This window comes from Kribbella yunnanensis (assembly GCF_039529655.1).
GTDB lineage: Bacteria > Actinomycetota > Actinomycetes > Propionibacteriales > Kribbellaceae > Kribbella > Kribbella yunnanensis.
Genome location: NZ_BAAANF010000008.1, coordinates 26,981 through 49,295 on the forward strand (window position 1 = coordinate 26,981; position 22,315 = coordinate 49,295).

Consider the following 22,315-nt stretch of genomic DNA (forward strand, 5'->3'; position numbering starts at 1 on the left):
GAGCTGCGAGCCGGAGACGGCGCGCTAGAAACGGTCGTCGCGGTCCAGCAGCTCGAGGGTGCTGGTGTCGGCCTGGAGGAGGAGCCGCGGGACTACCTTGCGGTAGGGGATCCGGGCGGGCTGGACGAGTCCCTCCGCACGGGCTCGTTCGCGGTCGGATCCTGGTACGCCGTTGCCGGAGACGTGGAGAGTGACGGCTTCGTGGACGAGTGCTTGTTGGGACTTGCCTGTGCGCTCGGACGCGGCCCGCAGAGCCGCTGCCAGTTCCGCACCCAATTCCAGGTTCATGGAATCAATGGTGTCGGACTGGAGCGGATCTGTGCCACTCAGTAACTGGCTTGGAGGGGTGGTTTGGGCCGGCGGTTGAGCGTGGGGAACGTGCGGTGCGGGTGGTTGGTGAGTGTTGGCGGTCCGCTAGGCGGCGGCGTCGCGGGCTTCCACGAAGGCGGTGATGGCTTTTTCTACGTCTTCGGTGGAGTGGGCGGCTGACAACTGGACTCGGATTCTGGCCTTGCCGTGGGGGACGACCGGGTAGGAGAAGGCGATGACGTAGATGCCCAGGGCCAGGAGTTTTTCGGCTAGTACGGCGGCTTGGGCGGCGTCGCCGATCATGACCGGGGTGATGGGGTGGGTGCCGGGGAGGATGTCGAAGCCGGCTTCGGTCATTTTGGCGCGGAAGAGGGCGGTGTTGGCGTTGAGTTGGTCGCGGAGGGCGGTGGAGGTGGCGATCAGTTCGAGGGCCTTGAGGGAGGCTGCGGTGACTGAGGGGGCCAGGGAGTTGGAGAAGAGGTAAGGGCGGGAGCGTTGGCGGAGGAGTTCGACGATTTCGCGGCGGGCGGAGACGTAGCCGCCGGAGGCGCCGCCTAGGGCTTTGCCGAGGGTGCCGGTGACGATGTCTACGCGGTCCTTGACGCCGAACAGGGACGGCGTGCCGGCGCCGTCGGGGCCGACGAAACCTACGGCGTGGGAGTCGTCGACCATGACGAGGGCGTCGTAGCGCTCGGCCAGGTCGCAGATCTCGTCGAGGGGGGCCAGGTAGCCGTCCATGGAGAACACGCCGTCGGTGGCGATCAGGCGGTAGCGGGCGTCGGCGGCGTCCTTGAGCTGGGCCTCGAGGTCGGCCATGTCGCGGTTCTTGTAGCGGTAGCGCTTGGCCTTGGACAGGCGGATGCCGTCGATGATGCTGGCGTGGTTGAGCTCGTCGGAGATGATCGCGTCCTCGGCTCCGAGCAGGGTCTCGAAGAGGCCGCCGTTCGCGTCGAAGCAGGAGCTGTAGAGGATCGTGTCCTCGGTGCCGAGGAAGTTGCTCAGGGCACCTTCCAGGTCCTTGTGGATCTGCTGCGTACCGCAGATGAAGCGCACCGAGGAGAGGCCGAAGCCCCACCGATCAAGGGCGTCCTTGGCCGCCGCGACGACCTCCGGGTGGTCGGACAGCCCGAGGTAGTTGTTGGCGCAGAAGTTCAGTACCTCGTTGCCGCTGGCAACCGAAATCAGGGACTGCTGCGGTGAGGTGATCACCCGCTCGGACTTGTACAGCCCGGCCTCCCGGATCTCACCGATCGTGGTCTTGAGATCGTCCCGCATCTGCCCGAACATCAGTGCTTCTCCTCCAGCGTCTCGCTCGTCCAGTCCATGATCACCTTGCCGCACTGACCCGCCCGCGCGACATCGAAGGCCTGCTCGAAGTCGCCGTACCCGAACCGGTGGGTGATCACCGGGGTCAGGTCCAGGCCGCGTTCGAGCATCACCGACATCGAGTACCAGGTCTCGAACATCTCCCGGCCGTAGATGCCCTTGATGGTCAGCATGTTCAGTACGACGGTGCTCCAGTCGATCGCGATCTCGTCGGCCGGCAGGCCGAGCATCGCGATCTTGCCGCCGTGGTTCATGTTCGCGAGCATGTCGCGCAGCGCGGCGGGCTGCCCGGACATCTCCATCCCGACGTCGAACCCTTCGCGCATCCCGAGACTCGACTGCGCCTCGGCGATCGTCTCCGAGCCGATGTTGACCGCGCGGGTGACGCCGATCTTCCGGGCGAGATCGAGCCGGTACTCCGAAAGGTCCGTGATCACCACGTTCCGCGCGCCGGCGTGCAGTGCGACGGCCGCGGCCATCACGCCGATCGGCCCGGCGCCGGTGATCAGCACGTCCTCGCCGACCAGCGGGAACGACAAAGCAGTGTGTACGGCGTTCCCGAACGGATCGAAGACCGCGGCGACGTCGAGGTCGACCGGGTCCTTGTGAACCCACGCGTTGCCGGCGGGCAGTGCGACGTACTCGGCGAAGGCCCCCGCAACGTGGACGCCAAGACCGCGCGTCTTGATGCAGAGGTGGCGGCGGCCGGCGCGGCAGTTGCGGCAGCGGCCGCAGACCAGGTGACCCTCGCCGCTGACCAGGTCACCGACCGCGACATCGCGGACCCCGACCCCGATCTCGACGACCTCGCCGACGAACTCGTGCCCGGTCACCATCGGTACCGGCACGTTCTTCTGGGCCCACGAGTCCCAGCTCTGGATGTGCAGGTCGGTGCCGCACAACCCCGTCCGCAGCACCTTGATCAGGACCTCGTCGGCCTCGATCTTGGGCTCCGGAACATCCTGCAACCACAGACCGGGCTTCGCCTCGGCCTTCACCAGCGCCTTCACCGCAGTACCTCCGTCATCGGGACGAAAACATCGTCGTCCCGGGCAACCACCCGCGTCCATCGACACGTCGTACACAGCCTTTGCAGTTGAACTGCATACTTGTCGGCATGCGGGGCGTGATCAGAGGGCTGGGGATTGTCCTGCTCGTGGCGGGTGTGGGCCTGCTCGGCTGGGTCGGGTGGCAGTACTTCGGGACCGGGATCACCTCGAACCAGCAGATGGGTGAGGCGGAGAACTCGCTGCGTGAGCAGTGGAAGAAGCCCGCGCCGACCAAACCGGCCGAGGGCGATCCCGTCGTACTGATCCGGATCCCGAAGTTCGGCGAGAAATGGGAGAAGCCGGTCATCGAGGGGGTCGGCAAGGGTGAGCTCGCGCGCGGGATCGGGCACTACCCGCAGACGCAGCTGCCCGGTCAGCCGGGGAATTTCGCGATCGCCGGGCACCGGGTCACCCACGGTTCGCCGTTCCGCAAGCTGCTTGAGCTGCGCAAGGGCGACCAGGTGATCGTCGAGACCGGCGACGCGATCTACACCTACGAGCTGGACGGTTCGCCGCGCGATCTGACCGTGAAGCCGGCCGACAACTGGGTGCTCGAACCGGTCCCGGGCAAGCCGCAGGAGACCGCGACCAAGTCGATCATCACCCTGACCACCTGTCAGGACCTGTTCCACTCGCCCGACCGCTCGGTTGCCTTCGGCCAGTTGGTCCACGTCAGCAAGAAGAGCTGACGCTGTTCTAAGCTCAAGCCTCATGAGCTACGACCGGGACGCATTGCTGGAGCAGGTCAAGACCAAGGCTGTCGTGCACGGCAAGGTGACGCTGGCGTCGGGCAAGGAAGCCGACTATTACGTCGACCTGCGCCGGATCACGCTGGATGCGGCCGCGGCGCCGTTGATCGGCCCGGCGATGCTCGAGCTGACCAAGGACATCGAGTACGACGCGGTCGGCGGGCTCACGCTCGGTGCGGACCCGGTCGCCATGTCGATGCTGCATGCGGCGGCTCAGCAGGGCCGGACGCTGGATGCATTCGTGGTGCGCAAGGCCGAGAAGACGCACGGTCTGCAGCGCCGGATCGAGGGCCCGGACGTCAAGGGTCGTCGGGTGCTTGCGGTCGAGGACACGTCCACCACTGGTGGTTCGGTGCTGACCGCGGTCGAGGCGCTGCGCGAGGCCGGGGCCGAGGTGGTCGCGGTGGCGGTCATCGTGGACAGGGCGACCGGTGCCAAGGAGAAGGTGGAGTCGGAGGGCCTGGAGTACCTGGCCGTGTTCGGTCTCGACGACCTGGGGCTGTAAATGAACGTCGGACCTGTACTGCTGGTCGTTCTCTGCGTTCTCATCGCCGGCGGGATCATCTGGTTCAGCCTGTACCAGGCGAAGAAACGCCGGGAGCTGTTCGCCGGATTCGCAGCTCAGTACGGCTGGTCGTATGCGCCGTACAACAACGCCTTGGCCCACAACTGGCAGGGGACGCCGTTCCGGACCGGTGACAACTGGTCGGTGAAGAACGTCCTGACCGGGCTGTTCAACGGGCACCAGATGGTTGCCTTCGACTACAGCTATCAGACCCACAGCTCGAATGGGAAAGGCCAGCGCCGAACCACCACTCACAAGTTCGGCGTGGTCGTCCTGCAGTTGCCGGGTGCGCTGCCGCATCTGGAGGTCACCCACGAGGGGATCTTCGGGGGAGCGGTCGCGAACGCGCTCGGCTTCCGCGACCTGCAGTTCGAGAGCGACCAGTTCAACCGGGCGTTCCGGGTGAAGGCGGCCGACGAGCGGTTCGGCCACGCGGTCGTGACGCCGCGGATGATGGAGCTGCTGCTGGCCCGCGGCGAGATCGGCTGGCGGATCGAGGGCAACTCGCTGGTCGGCTGGGACGGCGGACCGCACGACCCGACCGAGGTTCTGCGCCGCCTGCAGCTGCTCGAGCAGGTAGCCGGGCAGGTTCCGCCGTACGTGTGGCGCGACTACGCCGGAGTAGAACCGCGATAGGCATAGAGTCTTGGCCAGCATCGCCAACACTCGGGAGCAAGGCAATGACGTTTGTCATCATCGCGATCGTGGTGATCGTCCTGATTCTGGGCATCGCCCTGATCGCGTCGTACAACCGGTTCGTGAAGCAGCGGAACCTGATCCAGGAATCCTGGCGGCAGATCGATGTCGAGCTGCACCGCCGGTACGACCTGATCCCCAACCTGGTCGAGACCGTCCGGGCGTACGCCGCGCACGAGCGGCACGTGTTCGAGGAGGTCGCCCGGCTGCGCTCGCAGGCGGTCAACGTCCAGGGCGCGAGCCCGGAGCAGCGGGCCGCCGCCGAGGGCGAGCTGTCCGGCGCGCTGCGGCAGATGATGATCTCGGTCGAGGCCTACCCGCAGTTGCAGTCGAACCAGAACTTCCTCGGTCTGCAGCGCGAGCTGACCGACACCGAGGACCGGATCGCGGCCGGTCGCCGGTTCTACAACGCGAACGTCGGCGACTACAACACCCGGGTCGAGTCCGTCCCGTCGAATATCGTCGCGGGCGCGTTCAAGTTCGTGAAGGCCGGCTACTTCGAGGTGAAGGACGAGGCGGTCCGCGCGGTCCCGCAGGTTTCGTTCGGGACGATCGGCTCGGTGGCCGGTGAGCAGGCGCCGCCGCAGATGCAGCCGGGCGTGCAGTCCTCGGGCCAGATCCACCCGCAGATGCCGGGTGACCAAGGTGGCTACCAGCAGCAGTATCCGCCGCAGCAGCAGGTGCCCGGGCAGCCGCCGTACGGCGCTCCTCAGGGACCGCCGGTGGGCGGCCCGCCTGCGGGTTCCCCCAGCCCGCAGGACGGACAGCCACCCTTCACCGGCGGCCACTGACGGAGTGCCTGGCGGACACTCCTAGGCACCGGGTCCCCGTGATTCGGGACCCCCGATCCCGAACTCCACGCCGGTGCTGGGATCGGGGCGCGGCGGCGGTCGGTCGCCGTGCCCCAGTCCCTGCCTCCCCCCGGTACCTGTGTCAACAGTGCCCGAGTGAGATACATCCGGCGTACATCGGGCTTCCCGCGCGGTACGGCGGGATGCCACGATGGGGCGGTTCGAGAGTGGAGAGGTAGGCGCGTGGACAGTCCGAGGTACGGGATCCTTGGATCTCTGCGCCTCAATGACGTCCAGGGGCAGCCGCTCAAGGCCGCGAAACCGCGGCAGCTGCTGGCCACCCTGCTCCTCCACCCGAACCGTTTCGTCTCCACCGACCTGATCGCGGACGCACTCTGGGAGAGCACTCCACCACGCTCCGCGACGGCGAACATCCGCACCTACGTCCGCGCGCTGCGGAGTGTGCTGGAGGACGCCGGGCTGCCGGCCTCGATCGACACGTCGGCGGCCGGCTACAGCATCGAGGTCGGCGTCGACGAGCTCGATGCGAGCCTGTTCGAATCGCTCCTCGCCGAGGGCGGTCACCTGAAGGACGCCGGTGACGGTCGTCAGGCCATGCAGGTGCTGTCCCGGGCCTACGCGCTCTGGCGCGGCCGCCCGCTGGAGGACCTGATCATCCCGGCCGCCTGGGAGGGCTCGCTCAACCGGCTCGAGGCCCAGCACCGCGGGCTCGTCGACAGCCTGCTCGACCTGCGACTCCAGTACGGCGATGCCAGCGGCGCCGCCGTACTGCTCAGTGCCCGGCTCACCGACGACCCGTACGACGAACAGCTGTGGCGGCGACTCGTGGATGCGCTCCTCGCGGCAGGCCGGGTCGGGGAGGCGCGAGCGGCGTACGGGAAGGCTGTTCAGACGCTCGCCGACGAGCTGGATATCAAGCCCGGCCCCGAGCTCGAGGCGGCCGGAGCGCGCGCCGAGAACGGCCGCTCCGCCAACTGGCCGAACCCTGGGATCCCGGCGGTGATGAGTACGCCGGAGCGTGCCGAGGCACCGCCAGGCCCGATGGCGGCTCCGGAGCTCACGGATCCGCTGCGCCCACCGAGCCAGCTACCGCTCGACCTGCCCGACTTCAGCGGTCGCGAGGACCACCTGGACCAGCTCCGCGACCTGGTCTGCGGTCGCGACCCGGTCCGGCCGCCGATCGCAGTCGTCTCGGGTGCGCCGGGGACGGGCAAGACGTCGCTGGCGGTTCGACTGGGCCACATGGTCCGGGACTCCTTCCCGGACGGACAGATCTACCTCGACATGCATGGCGCGACGCAGCCACGTGATCCGGCGGCTGCGCTGACCGATCTGCTGCTCAGCCTCAACCTGCCCGACTACGCGATCCCCACCGACCCGGAGCGCCGTTCGGCGATGCTGCGGTCCGAGCTGGCCAGCCGCCGGGTGCTGATCATCCTCGACGATGTCGCCACCGCCGGTCAGGTCACGCCGTTGATGCCGGGTACCGGGGCGTCCGCCGTGGTCGTGACGAGCCGCAACCGGCTGGCGGACCTGGCCGGCGCGGACAGCCTGCCCCTGGACACCTTCGATGACGGCGAGGCGGTTGCGCTACTGGAGTCCGTGGCTGGTCCAGGACGAGTCGACCGGACGACCTCCGCCGCCGAAGAGATTCTCGCGGCCTGCGGGAACCTGCCGCTCGCGATCCGGATCGTCGGCAGCCGCTTGGCCCAGCGCCCTGACCTGAGCCCGGGTGAGCTCGCCCGGCGACTGCGGGACGAGAGCTCGCGGCTGGACGAGCTGAGTATCGGTGAGCTCGCCGTCCGGACCAGCGCCGACCTGAGCTACGACTCGCTGAGCCCGGAGGAGGCCCGGCTGTACCGGCTGATCGGTCACTTCGCGGTCGGTGTCTTCTCCGCGCGAGCCCTGGAGGCGATCGCGTCACCAGCCTCGGTGCGCCGCAGCCTGGACCGGCTGATCGAGGTCAACCTGGTTCGGATCAGCTCGGTCGACCACCGCGGTACGGCGCGCTACCGGATGCACGACCTGTTGCGGCTGCACGCGATCGGGGTCGGCGACGAGGGCCAGCAGGCCGATGCGGTCAAGGACGTTGCGACGGTCGTCGACGCGATCCTGAACAAGATCCGGCGGGCGAACAACGCGCTCGCGGTCGAGTACTTCGGCGTACTGGAGCACACCGGTCCGTTGACGTCACCGGATCCGGCGCCGTTCACCGAGACCGATGCGATCGCGTGGTTCGACAGCGAGCGCAGTACTTTCGTGCCCGCGATCCGGGCCGCGGCCCAGAACGGGCTGCACGAGTATGCGTGGCGGATCGCGGCGGCCTGGGGCCCGTACCTCGACATGCGGGCCGGGTTCGACGACTGGGGTGAGTCGCACCGGCAGGGACTGCAGAGCGCGATCGAGTCCGGCGACCGCTGGGGTGAGGCGATCATGCATCGCAACCTCGGTCAGCTGGGGATCTACCAGGACGACTGGGACACGGCCGCGCATCACCTCGATCAGGCGGCGACGATCTTCGCGGAGGTCGGGGATCGGTTCGGCGACGGGATCAGCGCGGTCGGCCTCGGTACCTGGCTGCGCGAACGCGGCCGGCCTGACGAAAGCCTTGCGCAGTACGAAAAGGCGATCGAGGCCTTCATGGAGGTCGGCAACGCGAACGGCGAAGCGGTCGCACGGACCGCGGCGTCGTCGATCTGGCTGGCCCGCGACGACACCGTCACGGCTGGGCGCTACCTGGCCGAGTCATTCCTGCTCGGCGTGCGGCTGGCCGATGCGCACCGCGTTGCCAAGGTACGGCGGCGGATCGCGGAGCTGCGGATCCACCAGGGCCGTCACTACCAGGCGGTCCGGCAGTTGCGGCACTCGCTGAACACCTTCACCAGCCTGGGCGACGACCACTGTGCGGCCTGGGCGCGGGCCGATCTCGGGCATGCGCTGATGAAGTGCGGTGAACTGGCCGCCGCCCGCAAGATGCTGCTGGACTCGATGGAGATCGGTCGCCGGTTGGGCGATCGCAGTGTCGAGGGCCAGGCCGCGCAACACCTCGGCCGGCTCTACCTCCAGACCGGCAACCTGGACTGGGCCCGCCGGACGTTCGACCGGGCCGCACGGGTCTGGCAGCAGGCCGGCCACGACGCTCGCGCCACCGCCTGTCGCCGCGAGCTGGCCGCGTTCGAAAACGACGCTGCCGCGGGCTGATCGCCGTACAGCGGTGCAATGTACGGCGGCTGTATCGGCGCGCGCGAGTATTTGTCATGCCACGGCAACACGGGCCGGCGGTTACACGGGGATCGGGGGATGCCTATGGCCAGGGTGCTCCGCACCGATCGGATCTTGGCGCTTTCGACGCCCAGGCACGCACCTCGCGTCACTGGCGAAACGCCCGAGATGCTCCGCATCGAGGACGTTCCTACAGCACCCCGAGGCACGCACCTGAACGCCGAAATCACTCAAGCTCCGACCGATGCGGAGCACCAGGGGGATGTTGTTGTGGAGCGCCGGATTCCCGGCCGGGTGACGAACCCGCGGGACACCGAGGCGGCGTTGAACTGGCAGTTGGAACGACTGGGCTCGACGGCCTGGCAGGACTGGCCGTTGAAGTTCCAGCGAATGGCTTTCGGTTACGCGCAGGACAGCGGCTGGCAGGACGCGGCCGACGCGGTGAAGTGGCTCGACCACCACGCCCTTCTGCACGAAGGGACGGCGCCACGGGGGGCGCTGGTCTGGTACCAGGCGGCAGACCGGATCCGAGTGGCTTGTGCACTCGGCTCCGGTCAGGTGGTCGGCCCGCTGATCGACGGTCCGGTCGCCATCGCCGTGCTCAGTGAGGTGAGCACGGACTGGATCTGGTCCGACCCGGTCTTCCCGTTCGGGCAGTAATCAGTCCTGGTGGGCGGCGTGCTTCGGAGCCACGTGCTTCGCCTCGCCGTCGCCCGCCTTCTTCTTGCGGCGGCGGGCCAGGTAGACCTCGACGAACATCGGGATCAGCGAGACGAGCACCAGCAGGATCAGGGCTGACTCGAGGTGGGCGTGGATGAACTCCACGTTGCCCAGCGCGTGCCCGAGCAGGGTGATGCCGGGAGCCCAGATGATCGCGCCGATACCGGTCCAGAGGAAGAACTTCTTCGGGTCCATCTTGCCGGCGCCGGCCACGATCGTGATGAACGTGCGCACGATCGGCACGAACCGGGCCAGCACCAGCGCCCGCGGTCCGTAGCGCTCGAAGAACTCGTGCGTCTGCACGATGTACTTCGGCTTCAGGAACCTTGCGTTCGGGTTGGTGAACAACGAGGTCCCGAGCACTCGGCCGATGTAGTAGCCGGACACGTTGCCCAGGAACGCCGCGGCGGTCAGCAGCACGCAGGCCAGCCAGAGCGGGACGTCGATCGTGCCGCGCGCGATGAACAGGCCGACCGCGAACAGCAGCGAGTCACCGGGCAGGATCGGGAACAGCACCCCGCACTCGATGAAGATGACCAGGAGCGTGCCCCAGAGGGCCCAATCGCCCAGCCACCGGAGCAGCCACTCGGGGTCCATCCAGTCCGGCATCAGCATCGCGAGTTGTACAAGCACGCGCACAGGGTAGCGTCCCAACCTGTGCAGGAGCTCAATCGTGATGAGAAGGATCTCCGCGGGACCGACGTGGTTGGCCCCAACGAGGTGGGTGTCGGCCCGTGGGTCGGCGACCACCCGGACGACCCGCGGCTCGACCCGGAGTTGCTCTCCGGTGGAGATCGGCGCAACGTGGTCGACAAGTACCGGTACTGGCGGCTGGAGGCGATCGTCGAGGACCTCGACCGGCAGCGGAACCCGTTCCACGTCGCGATCGAGAACTGGCAGCACGACCTGAATATCGGTTCGGTCGTCCGCACAGCGAACGCGTTCCTGGCCGCCGAGGTCCACATCGTCGGTAACCGGAAGTGGAACCGGCGTGGTGCCATGGTCACCGACCGCTACCAGCACGTCCGCCACCACCCGCAGCTTGCGGACCTGGCGACGTACGCGGCGGAGCGTGAGCTGCCGGTGATCGGTATCGACAACCTGCCGGGCTCGGTGCCGTTGGAGACCTACGACCTGCCGGCCGGTTGCGTCCTGCTGTTCGGGCAGGAGGGGCCGGGCCTGACCGACGAGGCGCACAAGATCTGTACGGCGGTGTTGTCGATCGCGCAGTTCGGATCGACCCGCTCGATCAACGCCAGCGCGGCCGCCGCGATCGCCATGCACGGCTGGATCCGGCGGCACACGTTCGGCCAATCGATACCTGACGCGTAACCCAACTGGGGGCCGCGCCGTTGTTCCTCTGACAGAAGTGAGGCTTCTCGACCAAAGTCAGCCCCTCGGGTGGGGCGGCGCGCCCTCACGCGCGCCGACTGGGTTTGTGACGGGAAAACAGGGGATGTAGATGAGTTCACTGTGGGACGAACTGATCCACGAGTTGGGGACGGTGCGCGCTCTGAGTGCGGCCGCTCTGGAGGCGCGCTCGGAGTCGTCGCGGGTTGCGCTGATCACGTTGCTGGATGCCGAGACCGCGGAGATCTCGGCGATCCTCGAGCAGATTCTCCGCGAGGCCGCCCAGACGTCAGCGGCCTAGCAGCTGTTGCACGGCCTGTTGCAGGGTCTCGGTGGGATCGGCAGGTAGCTCGGACGCGCGGTAGGCGATGTGTGCGTCCGGGCGGACCAGCAGGCACCCGTTGTCCGGGATCTCGCGCACCCGCGACCAATCGCCGTACAGGTCCTCGAGTTCACGGCCGGGGCCGATCACGAAGGGCTCGATCGGTACGCCGAGATGTTCGGCGACCGACAGTGCGGCCTTGACCCAGGCTTCGCCACCGATCCCGGTGAGCAGGGTGAACCGACCCTTGCCGACCACGTCGAGGGTGCTGACGGTGTCGGATCCGCGGGTCAGCCAGCAGTGCGGAATGCGTGCACCCGGCCAGGTGGTCGGGTGGTAGTACAGCTCGGGATCACGGTCGTACGGCGGTTCCGGCGTACCGTCGGTGACTACCGCGGCCGACTGGTACCGCTGACCCAGCTCGACGCCGTGTGCATTGAACTCGTAGTCCTTGAGCTCGATCGCGGTCCGTAGTTCTTCGCGCTGTGCGGCGCCTTCGGGGGTGTCTTCCTTGCGGGACTCGATGGTTCGGCCGGCCGGCGCGTCCGGGGTCATCCCCAGTGCCTTGAAGATCTGGCCGAACTGGGTGCGGCTCTTGTTCGCGCGATCCACGATCTGCTTGGCGATCGGCGTCCGCTCCTCGTCGTACGTGGCGAGCAAAGACGGTGCCGCCTGGCCTTTGAGGACGAGGGCGAGCTTCCAGGCCAGGTTGTACGCGTCCTGGATCGACGTGTTCGAACCAAGGCCGTTGCTCGGCGGATGCCGGTGGATCGCGTCACCCATACAGAACACGCGCCCGGACGACGCCTTCTCGGCGTACATGTGGTTCACGCTCCACACCGAGGTGCTCTTCAGCTTCACGTCGATCGTGTCGTCACCCACCAGGTTGTGCACGATCTCGGTCGCCATCGCCTCGTCGACCACGGGCGGCGGCTGTGTGATGTCGTAGCCCCAGACGATCAGCCATTCGGTCCACGGACGGACCATCCGGATCAGGCCGGCGCCGATACCGCCGATCTGCGCGCCCGGCTGCAGTACCCAGTAGAGGACGCTCGGCCGATGCGCGACGTACTTGGACAGGTCGGCCTCGAAGACGATGTTCATCGAGCCCTCGATATCCATCGCACCGGCCAGCGGCAGGCCGATGTCCTGCGCGACCTTGCTGCGTCCGCCATCCGCGCCGATCAGGTACTTCGCTCTGATCTGGTACGTCTCGTTGCTCAACCGGTCGCGGACAGTCGCCGTGACGCCGTCGTCGTCCTGCTCGAGTGACAGGTACTCCGTGTCGAACCGGACGCGCGCGCCACGGGAGGCCGCCGTACTGATCAGGATCGGTTCGAAGAGAGTCTGCGGAAGGTCTACCGGCAGGCTCGGGCTCGCTTCGGTGTAGTCGGCGAGGCGACGCGGATGCGTGCCCCACGTGCGGATCCGGCCGATCTCCTCACCGGCGAGGCTGGTGCAGAAGGCGGTCTGGCCCATCAGATGGTGGGCGGTGCCCTTGCCGGTGATCTGGTCCTCGATGCCCATGTCGCGCATCAGCTCGATCGTGCGCTGGTTGGTGATGTGGGCGCGCGGCGTGTTGGCGGTCCAGCCGTAGCGGGTGAGCACGATGTTGTCGATGCCGTAGGACGACAGGAACAGCGAGGTGGCCCCACCCGCCGGGCCACTGCCGACGATCAGGACGTCGGTGGTGATCATTGCGACTCCTCAGCGAGTACCAGGTCGTAGGTGACGGAGTAGTGGCCATCGGGGTGTTGGGTGAAGTCGGTGACGAGGGAGTCCTTGACGCCGAAGACGGCGTCTTGGTTCAGGTACGGGTCGCCGTTCTCGAAGACGTGCGTGATGAGCCGGTGGTAGCCGGGCGCGGTGACCATGAAGTGGATGTGTGCCGGGCGCATCCAGCCGCGACCACCGGCGCGGAGCAGCTCACCGACCGGCCCGTCGACCGGGATCGGGTACGCGACCGGTTTCACCGCCCAGAACGAATAGTTGCCGTCGGCATCAGTTGTCAGATGGCCGCGGTTCTGGGGCCCGGCGAGGCCTTCCTTCTGGACGTCGTAGAAACCGTCCTCGTCGGCCTGCCAGGTCTCCACCCGGGCGTTCGCTATCGGCTCGCCGTGGGTGTTGAGGACCCGGCCACTGACCAGGCACGGTACGCCGGGAGCGCCGTTCGCGAGGTCGTCGCCGTTCTTCACCTCGGGCGATCCTTCGACGAAGAACGGACCGAAGACCGTCGACTCGGTGGCGCCACTGGTCTTCGGGTTGCCTAGACCGACGGTCAGCATGGACAGACCGAGGACATCGGCCAGCAGGACGAACTCCTGTCTGGTCCCAGTGGAGATCTGGCCGGTGCGGGTGAGGAAGTCGATGGCGAGGAAGTACTCGTCCTCGGTGAGGTGGACCTCGCGCGCGAACGCGTGCAGATGTCGCACGAGCGCACTCAGTACCTCCTTGGTCCGCGGTTCCAGGCTTCCGTCGAAGCTGGCCACTACCGCGTCCGTCAGGTCTTCGCCTTGCAAGTCCATTACTGCCTGCCTTTCAGGCTTCGATCACCATCGCCAGCCCCTGCCCGACACCGATGCAGAGGGTGGCCAGTCCGTAGCCGCCGCCGCGCCGCTTCAACTCGTGCGCGAGGGTGGTGAGAATGCGCGTACCGGAGCTGCCCAGGGGATGCCCGAGGGCGATCGCTCCGCCGTTCACGTTGACCGTGGTGCGGTCGAGGTCGGGCCATTGGCCGAGGCACGCCAGGCTCTGCGCGGCGTACGCCTCGTTGAGCTCGACCAGGGCCAGATCGCTCCAGCCGATGCCCGCCTTGGCCAACGCCTTGTTGGCAGCCTCGACCGGGCCGATCCCGAAGTACTGCGGCTCCACGGCATGTACTGCCCGGCTGACGATCCTTGCCATTGGCTCGAGGTTGAGCTTCGCCGCGGTTGCTTCATCACCGATCAGTACGGCGGATGCCCCGTCGTTCAGCGTGGATGCGTTGCCGGCGGTGACCGTGCCGTCGTCGCGGAAGGCGGGCTTCAGTTTCGCCATCTGCTCCGGGGTACTGCCGTCGCGGATCGACTCGTCGCGGGTCAGTCTCGTGTGTTTCTTCGGGAGGATCGCAGTGAGGCGGTCCCACGGGAGCACCTCGTCGTCGAAGACTCCAGCGGCCCAGGCTTTGGCGGCCTTCTCGTGACTCTCCAGGGCGAACAGGTCCTGCGCTTCGCGGGTGACCTTGTACTTCTCGGCTAGCTGTTCGGTCGCCTCACCGAGCGAGACCGTCCACTCCTTCGGCATTCGTGGGTTGATGAATCGCCAGCCGAGTGAAGTCGACTCGGCTTGGAGATTGCCGTGGGGGAACGCGCGGTCGGGCTTCGGGAGTACCCAGGGTGCGCGGCTCATCGATTCCACGCCACCGGCGATCACCAGACTCGCGTCGCCGGTTTCGACTGCGCGGGCGGCCTGGATCGCGGCTTCGAGACCGGACCCGCAGAGCCGATTGACCGTCGTACCGGGGACGCTCGTCGGGAAGCCGGCCAGCAGGGCGGCCATTCTTGCGACATCGCGGTTCTCTTCGCCGGCGCCGTTCGCGTTGCCGAGGAAGACGTCGTCGAGGTCGGCCGGGTCTAGGTTGGTTCGCTTGGCCAGCTCTTGGAGGGTGACCGCGGCGAGGTCGTCGGGGCGGGCGCCGGCCAGGGCGCCGCCGAGTTTGCCGACCGGGGTGCGGACGGCGTCCAGCAGGTAGGCGGATCTCATCGCTCTGCTCCTTCGGGCCTGGTCCCGGCCCACGCTCTGGTGAGGATCTCTTCCACGTCGCCCGGGAAGCGGTCGGCGGCCTCTGCGGCCTGCTCCCTTGTCAGTCCGAGCGCCTGCAGGCTCGTCGGGATGTTCGCCGCTTTGAACAGGTCGAACAGACCGGTTGCCAGGTCGTCGGTTTGGAGCGCTTCTTCCAGGCGGGCCTTGGCTCTTGGTACTTCGGCGGCTTTCACCCGGGCGACCTGGGGGAGCACGGCCGCGTGCGTCTCGGCGTGCGGCAGGTTGTAGGTCCCGCCGAGCAGGTGACACAACTTGTGGTGCACGCCGGTGCCCGCCGACGCAAGCGCGGAACCGGCTAGACACGCGCCAAACAGCAGCTCACCCCGCGCCGAGAGGTCGGCTGGCGACGTGAGCCCGTGCTGGCTCCGCGGCTCCGGCTCGCGCAGCAACTCCCGGAACCCGTCCGCCAACGCCTTCGCGGCTTCTACCGCAGCGGTTTCGGTGATCGGGTTCGCCCTCTCCGTCCACACCGCCTCCACGCAATGTGCGAGCGCATTCGCCACACTCGCAGCCGTGGTGTGCAGCGGGAGCTGGAGAGTCAGCATCGGGTCGTACACCACCGTCTTCGGCAGCACCCGCACGTCGGTGCCGGTGGTCTTGCTGCCACCGCTCGTCTCGCCCCACACCGGCGTCATCTCGGACCCGGCATACGTGGTCGGCACCGCCAGGATCTTCACGTCTGCTGTGAGTGCGATCGCCTTGGCCAATCCGATCGCCGACCCGCCGCCGATCGCCACGATCCCGTCGGCTTCGACCTCGCGCGCTGTGGCGCGGGCCGCCTCGGCGACCTCGGTCGGTACGTGCTGCCGGACACCGTCGATGCGTCCGGCGAATCGTTCCGTCAACGCTTCCTCGACCACGTCAGCCGCCTGCTGCGCCGATCCGGTCGCGATCACGAGCGCCCGTCGTACTCCCAGCAGTTCGACCTCGGCGGCCACCTGCTCGAGCGTTCCCGGGCCGAAGACCACCCGGCTGGCATAGGACGTGTGGACGAACGAATCGGTCATTCCCAACCACCCCACTCGCGATGCTCAGTTGCCTTAGGCATCGATCACCTCGCGGGCGCGCAACCGACGCAGCATGTCCAGCTCGGTCTCGGTGGGGGCAGGGACAGTTTGGATGCCGTCGGCAACCTTCAGGTCCCAGCCGGTGACCGCGCGCGCCTGCTCCACGGTGACGCCTGGATGCAGCCGGGTCATCGTCAACTCGTTGGTCTCCGGGTCCGGCTCGAGCACACCGTGGTCGGTGATCACCAGCGTCGGTCCGGCTCCGGGCGCCTGCCGTTCGCGACCAGTCGGCCCGTAGCCAACGCTCGTCACGAAGTCGAGCCGCTCGACAAACGTCCGCAGCGACTGCTTGACGATCACGATCACCCGACCCGCGTTGGCCGCGATCTCCGGTGCGCCGCCGGCACCCGGCAGTCGCGTCTTCGGGTTGTCGTGGTCGCCGATCACCGTCGTGTTGATGTTTCCGAACCGGTCGATCTGCGCGGCCCCGAGAAACCCGACGTCGATGCGCCCGGCACCGACCCAGTAGTTGAACATCTCCGGCACCGACACCACCGAGGTCGCAGTCGCGGCCAGGTCGTCGTCCCCGATCGACAGCGGCAGCCGACGCGGCTTCGCGTCGATCGCGCCCGATTCGTAGACCAGACGGCAGTCCGGCGCATGCGTGTGCCGGGCCAGGTTCGCCGCGAGGTTGGGCGGGCCGACCCCGACCAGGCACACGTCTCCGTCATGCAGTTCGCGGGCGGCGGCGACGTTCATCATGTCCGCGCTGTTCCAGTTCTCAGACATCGGCAGCCGCCTCCAGTCCGTTCTCCTTGGCCCAGGCGAGGAAGGCGCCGCGATCCCGCGACACCACATCCCACTGCTGGTAAAAGTCGTTGTCCCTGGTCGAATAGCCGAGCGCGTAGGACGGCCAGGCCCCACCCGGTACGACGCTCACCGCCTTGAGTACCCACTCCGGCAACACGACGGCTCCGGTGCGATCGGGGAACTCGTCGACGATCTCCTCGACGGTGACGATCGCCCGGTCGGCCGCGAGAACCGCTTCGCGCTGGACACCAGTCAGTCCCCACAGCATCACGTTGCCGTCGCGGTCGGCGAGCTGGGCGTGGATGACGGTCACATCCGGGTTCACCGCCTTCACCGCGGCCAACTCCTCGCCGGTGAACGGACAGGTGACCCGGCTGATGATGTCGCTCTGCTCCTCCAGATCGGTACCGCGATATCCCCGCAGTACGGCGAAAGGCAGTCGCGCGGCACCGGCGACGTACGCGTTGGCGAGTCCGGCGTGGCTGTGTTCGTGGACCACGAGTTTGTGCGGCCAGTGCTTCTCCACGGCATCGCGCAGGCGGTGCAACGAGCCGACGCCCGGATTGCCGCCGTACGAGAAGACAAGCTCGTCCGCGACGCCGAGGCCGATCAGCTGGTCGTAGACGACGTCCGGCGTCATCCGCACGAGCTTCAGGTGCCGGCGGCCCTGCCGCGCGATCTCGTGCGCGGCGGCGAACGGGATCAGATGTGTGAAGCCCTCGAGCGCGACGGTGTCACCGTCGTGGACGTGAGTCGCTATCGCTTCGTCGAGGGGGACTGGACGTGGCATGCGCGGCTCCACTATGATTTCGCTGAGCGAAAAGTTCTTCTTTCAACGAAAAGTAGGGTAACCGATGGCTGGTGAGGCGTCCAGCGGCACCTTCCTGCAGGGCCTCGAGCGCGGGCTTGCGGTGATTCGCGCGTTCTCCGCCGAAGCGCCGGCTCTGACCCTGAGCGAGGTCGCCCGCGAGGTCGGCATCACGCCAGCCACCGCCCGGCGGATCCTGCTGACGCTGTCGGAGCTTGGCTACGTCCGCACCGACGGCCGCCAGTTCTCGCTGACCCCGCGCGTACTAGCCCTCGGCTGGGCCTACCTGTCCTCACTCGACCTAGGCGAACTAGCCGGCCCCTTCATGGAAGAGCTGAGCGCGATCACCCGCGAGTCCTGCTCGATCGCCACCCTCGACCTGCCAGACATCGTGTACGTCGCTCGCGTCCCCACCAGCCGCATCATGACCGTCGCCCTCGGCGTAGGCGCCCGCCTCCCCGCCTACCCCACCTCCATGGGCCGAGTCCTCCTAGCCGGCCTCCCCCCAGCCGACCTGGATGCGTATCTGGCCGACGTACAGGCCGAACCCCTCACCGACCGCACAGTCACCAACCCCACAGCCCTCCGCGAGGTAGTCGACCAAGCCCGCACCGACGGCTACGCCCTGGTCGACCAAGAGCTAGAGCTAGGCCTACGCTCCCTGGCCGCCCCCATCCACAACTCCCGCGGCCGCACCATCGCCGCCCTCAACGTCTCCGCCCACGCCTCCCGCTCCACCCCCGACTCCCTCTCCCAAGAAGTCCTCCCCCACCTCCTACACGCCGCCACCCAAATCACCACAGCCCTAAAACACCGCGGCCACCTCTGACCAGCGCCCCCGCAGACGCTCCCTCTTCACCCCACCTGATGGACTACCCCCAAGGCCGGTCAGTTAGGCGATCCGGGGTCGCGTCAACCACAGCCCGGTACGGCGACCTCACCGAGCCCCACCCCACGCGGAACCGTCGAGCAGCACCCCCGAACTCCCCTTCACCCCTGGCCCGCGGCCGGCGTCCTCCCCAAACCGGTTCGGGGCGGATCCGCGACGCATTCGAGCGGTGGATCCTCCCCAGACTGCCCTCGCGGCCGCGCTGACCCCTCTCCAAACCGGTTTGGGGTGGATTCGGGATGCATTCGGGCGGTGGATCCTCCCCAGACTGCCCTCGCGGCCGCGCTGACCCCTCTCCAAACCGGTTTGGGGTGGATTCGGGATGCATTCGGGCGGTGGATCCTCCCCAGACTGCTCTCGCGCCCCCCCGCGCTGACCCTCCGCAAACCGGTTTGGGGAGGGATGTGATCACGGCAGCCCTCGTTGCCGGCCCCAACCCTTAGCCGGTACGACGTTGGGCACGGATCAACCATCTGCGCGGGCTGGAAGTGATTGAGGGGTGCTCAAGGTGCGCTGGCCGGGGCGACTTTGTGCACGGTTCGACCGTTTCGGTGAGGGGCAGATGGTTGAGGGGTGCTCAAGGTGAGTTGGTGGTCCATGATCTCGGGGCCTCGGGGTGTCTGGCACGTTCGACGGAACTCTTTCGGCGCCACGACCCGGAGAATCACCGGCTAATGCGCGACCTTGAGCATCACGGACCTCAGCCATAGGCCGTCGGCCCCAGGCGGCGTGGAGCCGCGGTCGCCGGCCTCGCCATCCAGCCCAGCCATCCGCTCGGCGCGCCCTCCGGTTGCAGTCGGCCGCCTTTCGCGGTCGAGTGGGGGTGCGGGCCGAAAGGTTCTCGGCCGGGGACGTGCGCGGTGGCTGATCACCGCTCCCGGCCGACCTGAAAGACAGCACGGCTGGGCGCCGCGATGGCTGAGCCGGATGGCGAGGCCGATGACCGCGGCTCCCGCTGCCTTGGGTGACCGGGCTGTGGCCGCCGTGCGGGAAAGACCCGGGTCGCCGGGCTTGCCTGCCGTCCGGAAAGACTCGGGGTGGCAGCTGACCCGCCTCCGGCCCCGATACATCTCGTGGGTTCCCCCATGAGGTTGTGGGTTCTGCACCCGCATGCGATGGGGGAACCCACAACCCGATGGGTGCACCCATCAGATGGGTCAGCCCCAAAGCCGGATAGGCAAGGCCGCTCGGGCAGGCGCCAACCGAGCCGGCCGCCACCCAACTCCCCAAACCGGTTTGGGGAGGACCTACCACCAGCCTTTCCGCACGACTGGGGAGCCCTACCTGCCGATTCGGTGGGGGTAGCGCTCCCCGGCGGCGCCGTGCAGCACCGCTCCTGGCGCCGCCCTGAACCACCTGACGAACCGGCCTTGGGGTCTACCCATCAGATGGGTCGAGGGGTGGGCTGGGGGAGCCGCCACCGCCTGCGTCGTCGTGGCTTCGTGGGGCTCGTGCGAGCCATTCGGTGAGGGCTTGGGATACCGCCGACGGGGCTTCGATCGGGGCGAGGTGACCTACCCCGTCCAACGTGATCACAGGTGGAGTCCCCGGAAGCAGGTCCTGCAACTCGAATGCTTGGCCGACCGGGATCCAGGGGACTTCGGCTCCCCAGCCGATGCGGACCGGGCAGCGCAAGTTCGCTAGCCGTTCTACGACTGGTCGCGTGTGCTCAGAGCGCAGTGCGGCGATCTGTCGGTAGAAGGCGGGTTGGCCCGTCGCTCCCAACCACGGCTGGGTCAGCGTGTCCACCCAGGCGCCTGTCAACTGATGACCCGCCGCACCTGCGATGTACTCCTTCACCAACGCCGTATGCAGCGCACCCGGGAGTTCCGCGAACACACTGGAGTGCTCCGCGACCAACCGGAAGAACGGCGATCCCCAGGGGTCCAGCGTCACGACGTCCCAGAGAAACAGATCGGCGTACTCGGCATCGTGGAGCAGGTGAGCCCCGAGCGCCACCGCGCCACCGATGTCGTGGGCAATGACGTGCGGCCGATCCAAGCCCCAGTGCGACAGCAACGCCGCGAACCGAGCCATCTGACTGGCAAGGTCGACCGGCACACCAGGGTCCTGAAGTGAGCGGCCGTAGCCAGGCATGTCCCAGAGGAACACCCGATGACTGGAACTCAACCACACGCCCACTTCTCCCCACACCTCAGCGGACCAAGGGGTGCCGTGGCACAGCACCACGTCACCCCTCGAGGGCGTCTCCGGTGTCAGCGCGTACGTCGCGATGGTCGACCCGTCGATCGTGACGCGGACAGGCTCTGGCAGTTGGGTCTGTTCCATCCGACGACGCTAGCGGCGACGCGGTGTCGTCGTCAGCCGAGACCGATCTGGGCGTAGAAGGACTGGTTGTCCCAGAAGAGGTATTCCTCGTCCATGGTGTGGCGGCGATTCCAGATGCCGACCGTGGCCATGGTGATCTTGTAGGCCTTGTTGGTGGGCTTGATGTAACCGCCCTTGCCGTCCGGCATCGGCCGGGTGAAGGTGCCTTCCATGATCCCGGTGACGGCGGTCAGTTCGTTGGTGGCCAGCCGGAGCGGGTGCTGCTGGATCCGGGTATCCGGCGCCCAGACGAACATCGCCTTCAGGTCCGCGATGTGCTTGTCGATGCCGTCGGTGGAGTGTCCGTCGGGCCAGTGCACCTTGATGTTGCGGGCGTGGCTCTCGTCGAGCCGGTTCCACTTCTGACCGGTGAAGATCTCGAAGTCCAGCTCGTCAAAGATCCGCAGATGCCGCCGCTCATCCGGCGACAGGTGCGCCGGGTAGTCGGAATGAGCGAGCGCGGTGCCGTCATTCACCGCCGCCAGGGCCAGCGCCCCGAACCCCACCGCGCCGCTGTTCTTGATCAGAGAACGCCGATCGATCGCCATGATCTGTCTCCTCCGGGCCCTTGGGAGCCCCTGTAGTTTCTGATGGATACTGCTTACCGGCAGATACTACAACCTTCAAGTACCTGGTTTCTGTGACGAACTAAACTGGACACATGAGCGAGGACCTCGAGTACGACGTGTTCTCCTCGACCTGCCCGTCGCGCCCGGTGCTCGAGGACGTGACCGGCCGCTGGGGAGCCTTGGCGCTCGGAGCGCTGGCCGACGGCCCACTGCGCTTCAACGAGCTCCGCCGCCACGTCGACGGGGTCAGCCAGAAGATGCTGGCCCAGTCCCTGCAGGCCCTCGAACGCGACGGCCTCGTCGTCCGCGACGTCCAGTCGACGTTCCCGCTGAAGGTCGAATACAGCCTCACGCCGACAGGCGCCGTACTGGCCGGCAAGCTGCTCGATCTGATCGGCTACCTGACCACGAGCATGCCCTCGATCATCACCGCCCAGCAGACGTACGACGAGGCCCACACCGACTGACGATTCGTCAGTGGGCGTGGGCCTCGGGGTGCTCGGTCAGCGGCGCGTCGACGCGACGATCTGCAGGTAGTGCGGGTTGTTCATCAGGCCGAGGATGTTGCCGAACGGGTCGACCACCGACGCGGTCCGGAAGCCCTCGCCGTTGCCGCGCTCGACGATGCCCTCGAGCACGGTCGCACCGAGCTCGACCAGCCGCTCGACAGTGCCTTCCAAGTCATCCACGTGCCACTGGATGATCGCCCCGGCCGGTGCGCCGCCGACCTGGTGGGTCGCGTACTTCGCGTCGATGATCCCCAGCTCGGCCTGGAAGTCGCCGATCCGGAACTCGATGTACGCCGGCTCCTCCGGCGTGGGGAATCCGTAGTACGCCTCGACCCCCAGGAACTCGGCGTACCAGTCCCGCGCCGCCTTCACGTCCTCGGCGTAAAAACCTACAGTCGCCAGTCCTCGCAGCATGTTCCTGTCCTCTCTCGCTGTTCGATGTCTCTACTCTCGCAGCAGAAGAGGACAGGTTCT

23 protein-coding genes are annotated in these 22,315 nt (G+C 67.5%); 10 read left to right on the forward strand and 13 right to left on the reverse strand.

Annotation, left to right across the window (positions count from 1 at the left end):
• Positions 1-24: 24 nt before the first annotated feature.
• The 3 genes from ABD231_RS11505 to tdh all read right to left on the reverse strand — a co-directional run bounded on the left by ABD231_RS11505 (position 25) and on the right by tdh (position 2,645).
• Positions 25-288, reverse strand: a complete 264-nt coding sequence (locus ABD231_RS11505; protein WP_344149331.1) for a hypothetical protein — start codon at positions 286-288, stop codon at positions 25-27.
• Between the two features lie 126 nt (positions 289-414).
• On the reverse strand, positions 415-1,596 hold the full coding sequence (locus tag ABD231_RS11510; protein WP_344149333.1) for a glycine C-acetyltransferase: 1,182 nt from the start codon (positions 1,594-1,596) through the stop codon (positions 415-417).
• On the reverse strand, positions 1,596-2,645 hold the full coding sequence (gene tdh / locus ABD231_RS11515; RefSeq protein ID WP_344149335.1) for an L-threonine 3-dehydrogenase: 1,050 nt from the start codon (positions 2,643-2,645) through the stop codon (positions 1,596-1,598). Before tdh ends, ABD231_RS11510 begins: the two co-directional genes overlap by 1 nt.
• Before the next feature lie 107 nt (positions 2,646-2,752).
• Between tdh and ABD231_RS11520 the strand changes: the two genes are divergently transcribed.
• From ABD231_RS11520 to ABD231_RS11545, 6 genes are all read left to right on the forward strand, one after another.
• Positions 2,753-3,373 (forward strand): class E sortase, encoded by a 621-nt coding sequence (locus tag ABD231_RS11520; RefSeq protein ID WP_344149337.1) that lies wholly within the window; start codon positions 2,753-2,755, stop codon positions 3,371-3,373.
• A 22-nt stretch (positions 3,374-3,395) separates the two neighbouring features.
• Positions 3,396-3,938 carry an orotate phosphoribosyltransferase gene (gene pyrE, locus ABD231_RS11525; RefSeq protein WP_344149339.1) on the forward strand — a complete coding sequence of 181 codons (543 nt, stop codon included), beginning with the start codon at positions 3,396-3,398 and terminating at the stop codon, positions 3,936-3,938.
• Entirely contained in the window at positions 3,939-4,634 is a 696-nt protein-coding gene (locus tag ABD231_RS11530) for a hypothetical protein (RefSeq protein WP_344149342.1), read from the forward strand. It begins immediately after the preceding gene.
• 44 nt (positions 4,635-4,678) lie between these two features.
• Positions 4,679-5,485 carry a LemA family protein gene (locus tag ABD231_RS11535; protein WP_344149344.1) on the forward strand — a complete coding sequence of 269 codons (807 nt, stop codon included), beginning with the start codon at positions 4,679-4,681 and terminating at the stop codon, positions 5,483-5,485.
• A gap of 243 nt (positions 5,486-5,728) precedes the next feature.
• Positions 5,729-8,707 (forward strand): AfsR/SARP family transcriptional regulator, encoded by a 2,979-nt coding sequence (locus tag ABD231_RS11540; protein ID WP_344149346.1) that lies wholly within the window; start codon positions 5,729-5,731, stop codon positions 8,705-8,707.
• 189 nt (positions 8,708-8,896) lie between these two features.
• Positions 8,897-9,388 (forward strand): hypothetical protein, encoded by a 492-nt coding sequence (locus tag ABD231_RS11545; RefSeq protein ID WP_344149348.1) that lies wholly within the window; start codon positions 8,897-8,899, stop codon positions 9,386-9,388.
• Here ABD231_RS11545 and ABD231_RS11550 read toward each other — a convergent pair whose 3' ends face one another.
• The gene (locus ABD231_RS11550) at positions 9,389-10,081 is read right to left on the reverse strand and encodes a DedA family protein (protein ID WP_344149350.1); all 693 of its coding nucleotides are present in this window, start codon (positions 10,079-10,081) and stop codon (positions 9,389-9,391) included.
• A 24-nt stretch (positions 10,082-10,105) separates the two neighbouring features.
• On the opposite strand from ABD231_RS11550, the gene ABD231_RS11555 reads away from it, so the two are divergent.
• Together ABD231_RS11555 and ABD231_RS11560 are read left to right on the forward strand one after the other, a co-directional pair.
• The gene (locus ABD231_RS11555) at positions 10,106-10,780 is read left to right on the forward strand and encodes a TrmH family RNA methyltransferase (RefSeq protein ID WP_344149352.1); all 675 of its coding nucleotides are present in this window, start codon (positions 10,106-10,108) and stop codon (positions 10,778-10,780) included.
• A 130-nt stretch (positions 10,781-10,910) separates the two neighbouring features.
• On the forward strand, positions 10,911-11,099 hold the full coding sequence (locus ABD231_RS11560) for a hypothetical protein (RefSeq protein ID WP_344149354.1): 189 nt from the start codon (positions 10,911-10,913) through the stop codon (positions 11,097-11,099).
• Here ABD231_RS11560 and ABD231_RS11565 read toward each other — a convergent pair.
• From ABD231_RS11565 to ABD231_RS11590, 6 genes are read right to left on the reverse strand one after another with little or no spacing between them, the layout of a single operon-like run.
• Positions 11,088-12,818 carry an FAD-dependent monooxygenase gene (locus ABD231_RS11565; protein ID WP_344149357.1) on the reverse strand — a complete coding sequence of 577 codons (1,731 nt, stop codon included), beginning with the start codon at positions 12,816-12,818 and terminating at the stop codon, positions 11,088-11,090. The genes ABD231_RS11560 and ABD231_RS11565 overlap by 12 nt on opposite strands.
• The gene (locus ABD231_RS11570; protein WP_344149359.1) at positions 12,815-13,645 is read right to left on the reverse strand and encodes an intradiol ring-cleavage dioxygenase; all 831 of its coding nucleotides are present in this window, start codon (positions 13,643-13,645) and stop codon (positions 12,815-12,817) included. Before ABD231_RS11570 ends, ABD231_RS11565 begins: the two co-directional genes overlap by 4 nt.
• Positions 13,646-13,658: 13 nt before the next feature.
• A complete protein-coding gene (locus tag ABD231_RS11575; RefSeq protein ID WP_344149361.1) occupies positions 13,659-14,861 on the reverse strand; it encodes a thiolase family protein in 1,203 nt (400 codons plus the stop codon).
• The gene (locus tag ABD231_RS11580; RefSeq protein WP_344149363.1) at positions 14,858-15,928 is read right to left on the reverse strand and encodes a maleylacetate reductase; all 1,071 of its coding nucleotides are present in this window, start codon (positions 15,926-15,928) and stop codon (positions 14,858-14,860) included. The genes ABD231_RS11575 and ABD231_RS11580 overlap by 4 nt, the downstream gene beginning before the upstream one ends.
• A 33-nt stretch (positions 15,929-15,961) precedes the next feature.
• Positions 15,962-16,717, reverse strand: coding sequence for a CoA-transferase subunit beta (locus ABD231_RS11585; protein WP_344149365.1), 756 nt, complete (start codon positions 16,715-16,717; stop codon positions 15,962-15,964).
• On the reverse strand, positions 16,710-17,528 hold the full coding sequence (locus ABD231_RS11590) for a CoA transferase subunit A (protein WP_344149367.1): 819 nt from the start codon (positions 17,526-17,528) through the stop codon (positions 16,710-16,712). The genes ABD231_RS11585 and ABD231_RS11590 overlap by 8 nt, the downstream gene beginning before the upstream one ends.
• A 64-nt stretch (positions 17,529-17,592) precedes the next feature.
• Here ABD231_RS11590 and ABD231_RS11595 point away from each other — a divergent pair, with 64 nt between their 5' ends.
• Positions 17,593-18,375, forward strand: a complete 783-nt coding sequence (locus tag ABD231_RS11595; protein WP_344149369.1) for an IclR family transcriptional regulator domain-containing protein — start codon at positions 17,593-17,595, stop codon at positions 18,373-18,375.
• A gap of 1,437 nt (positions 18,376-19,812) precedes the next feature.
• Here the strand turns inward: ABD231_RS11595 and ABD231_RS11600 are convergent.
• A complete protein-coding gene (locus ABD231_RS11600; RefSeq protein WP_344149371.1) occupies positions 19,813-20,724 on the reverse strand; it encodes an alpha/beta fold hydrolase in 912 nt (303 codons plus the stop codon).
• A gap of 32 nt (positions 20,725-20,756) precedes the next feature.
• Entirely contained in the window at positions 20,757-21,311 is a 555-nt protein-coding gene (locus tag ABD231_RS11605; protein ID WP_344149373.1) for a hypothetical protein, read from the reverse strand.
• Between the two features lie 113 nt (positions 21,312-21,424).
• Between ABD231_RS11605 and ABD231_RS11610 the strand changes: the two genes are divergently transcribed.
• Entirely contained in the window at positions 21,425-21,799 is a 375-nt protein-coding gene (locus tag ABD231_RS11610; RefSeq protein ID WP_344149375.1) for a winged helix-turn-helix transcriptional regulator, read from the forward strand.
• Between the two features lie 36 nt (positions 21,800-21,835).
• On the opposite strand, the gene ABD231_RS11615 is transcribed toward ABD231_RS11610, so the two are convergent.
• The gene (locus ABD231_RS11615; RefSeq protein ID WP_344149377.1) at positions 21,836-22,255 is read right to left on the reverse strand and encodes a VOC family protein; all 420 of its coding nucleotides are present in this window, start codon (positions 22,253-22,255) and stop codon (positions 21,836-21,838) included.
• Positions 22,256-22,315: the final 60 nt, after the last annotated feature.

Coding starts and splice junctions, on each gene's coding strand:
- ABD231_RS11565 (WP_344149357.1), bottom strand. CDS start 12,818: ATGATCACCACCGACGTCCTGATCGTCGGCAGTGGCCCGGCGGGTGGG.
- ABD231_RS11605 (WP_344149373.1), bottom strand. CDS start 21,311: ATGGCGATCGATCGGCGTTCTCTGATCAAGAACAGCGGCGCGGTGGGG.
- ABD231_RS11595 (WP_344149369.1), top strand. CDS start 17,593: ATGGCTGGTGAGGCGTCCAGCGGCACCTTCCTGCAGGGCCTCGAGCGC.
- ABD231_RS11580 (WP_344149363.1), bottom strand. CDS start 15,928: ATGACCGATTCGTTCGTCCACACGTCCTATGCCAGCCGGGTGGTCTTC.
- ABD231_RS11585 (WP_344149365.1), bottom strand. CDS start 16,717: ATGTCTGAGAACTGGAACAGCGCGGACATGATGAACGTCGCCGCCGCC.
- ABD231_RS11530 (WP_344149342.1), top strand. CDS start 3,939: ATGAACGTCGGACCTGTACTGCTGGTCGTTCTCTGCGTTCTCATCGCC.
- ABD231_RS11575 (WP_344149361.1), bottom strand. CDS start 14,861: ATGAGATCCGCCTACCTGCTGGACGCCGTCCGCACCCCGGTCGGCAAA.
- ABD231_RS11600 (WP_344149371.1), bottom strand. CDS start 20,724: ATGGAACAGACCCAACTGCCAGAGCCTGTCCGCGTCACGATCGACGGG.
- ABD231_RS11520 (WP_344149337.1), top strand. CDS start 2,753: ATGCGGGGCGTGATCAGAGGGCTGGGGATTGTCCTGCTCGTGGCGGGT.
- ABD231_RS11505 (WP_344149331.1), bottom strand. CDS start 288: ATGAACCTGGAATTGGGTGCGGAACTGGCAGCGGCTCTGCGGGCCGCG.
- ABD231_RS11535 (WP_344149344.1), top strand. CDS start 4,679: ATGACGTTTGTCATCATCGCGATCGTGGTGATCGTCCTGATTCTGGGC.
- ABD231_RS11590 (WP_344149367.1), bottom strand. CDS start 17,528: ATGCCACGTCCAGTCCCCCTCGACGAAGCGATAGCGACTCACGTCCAC.
- ABD231_RS11545 (WP_344149348.1), top strand. CDS start 8,897: ATGCTCCGCATCGAGGACGTTCCTACAGCACCCCGAGGCACGCACCTG.
- ABD231_RS11615 (WP_344149377.1), bottom strand. CDS start 22,255: ATGCTGCGAGGACTGGCGACTGTAGGTTTTTACGCCGAGGACGTGAAG.
- pyrE (WP_344149339.1), top strand. CDS start 3,396: ATGAGCTACGACCGGGACGCATTGCTGGAGCAGGTCAAGACCAAGGCT.
- ABD231_RS11570 (WP_344149359.1), bottom strand. CDS start 13,645: ATGGACTTGCAAGGCGAAGACCTGACGGACGCGGTAGTGGCCAGCTTC.
- ABD231_RS11560 (WP_344149354.1), top strand. CDS start 10,911: ATGAGTTCACTGTGGGACGAACTGATCCACGAGTTGGGGACGGTGCGC.
- ABD231_RS11510 (WP_344149333.1), bottom strand. CDS start 1,596: ATGTTCGGGCAGATGCGGGACGATCTCAAGACCACGATCGGTGAGATC.
- ABD231_RS11610 (WP_344149375.1), top strand. CDS start 21,425: ATGAGCGAGGACCTCGAGTACGACGTGTTCTCCTCGACCTGCCCGTCG.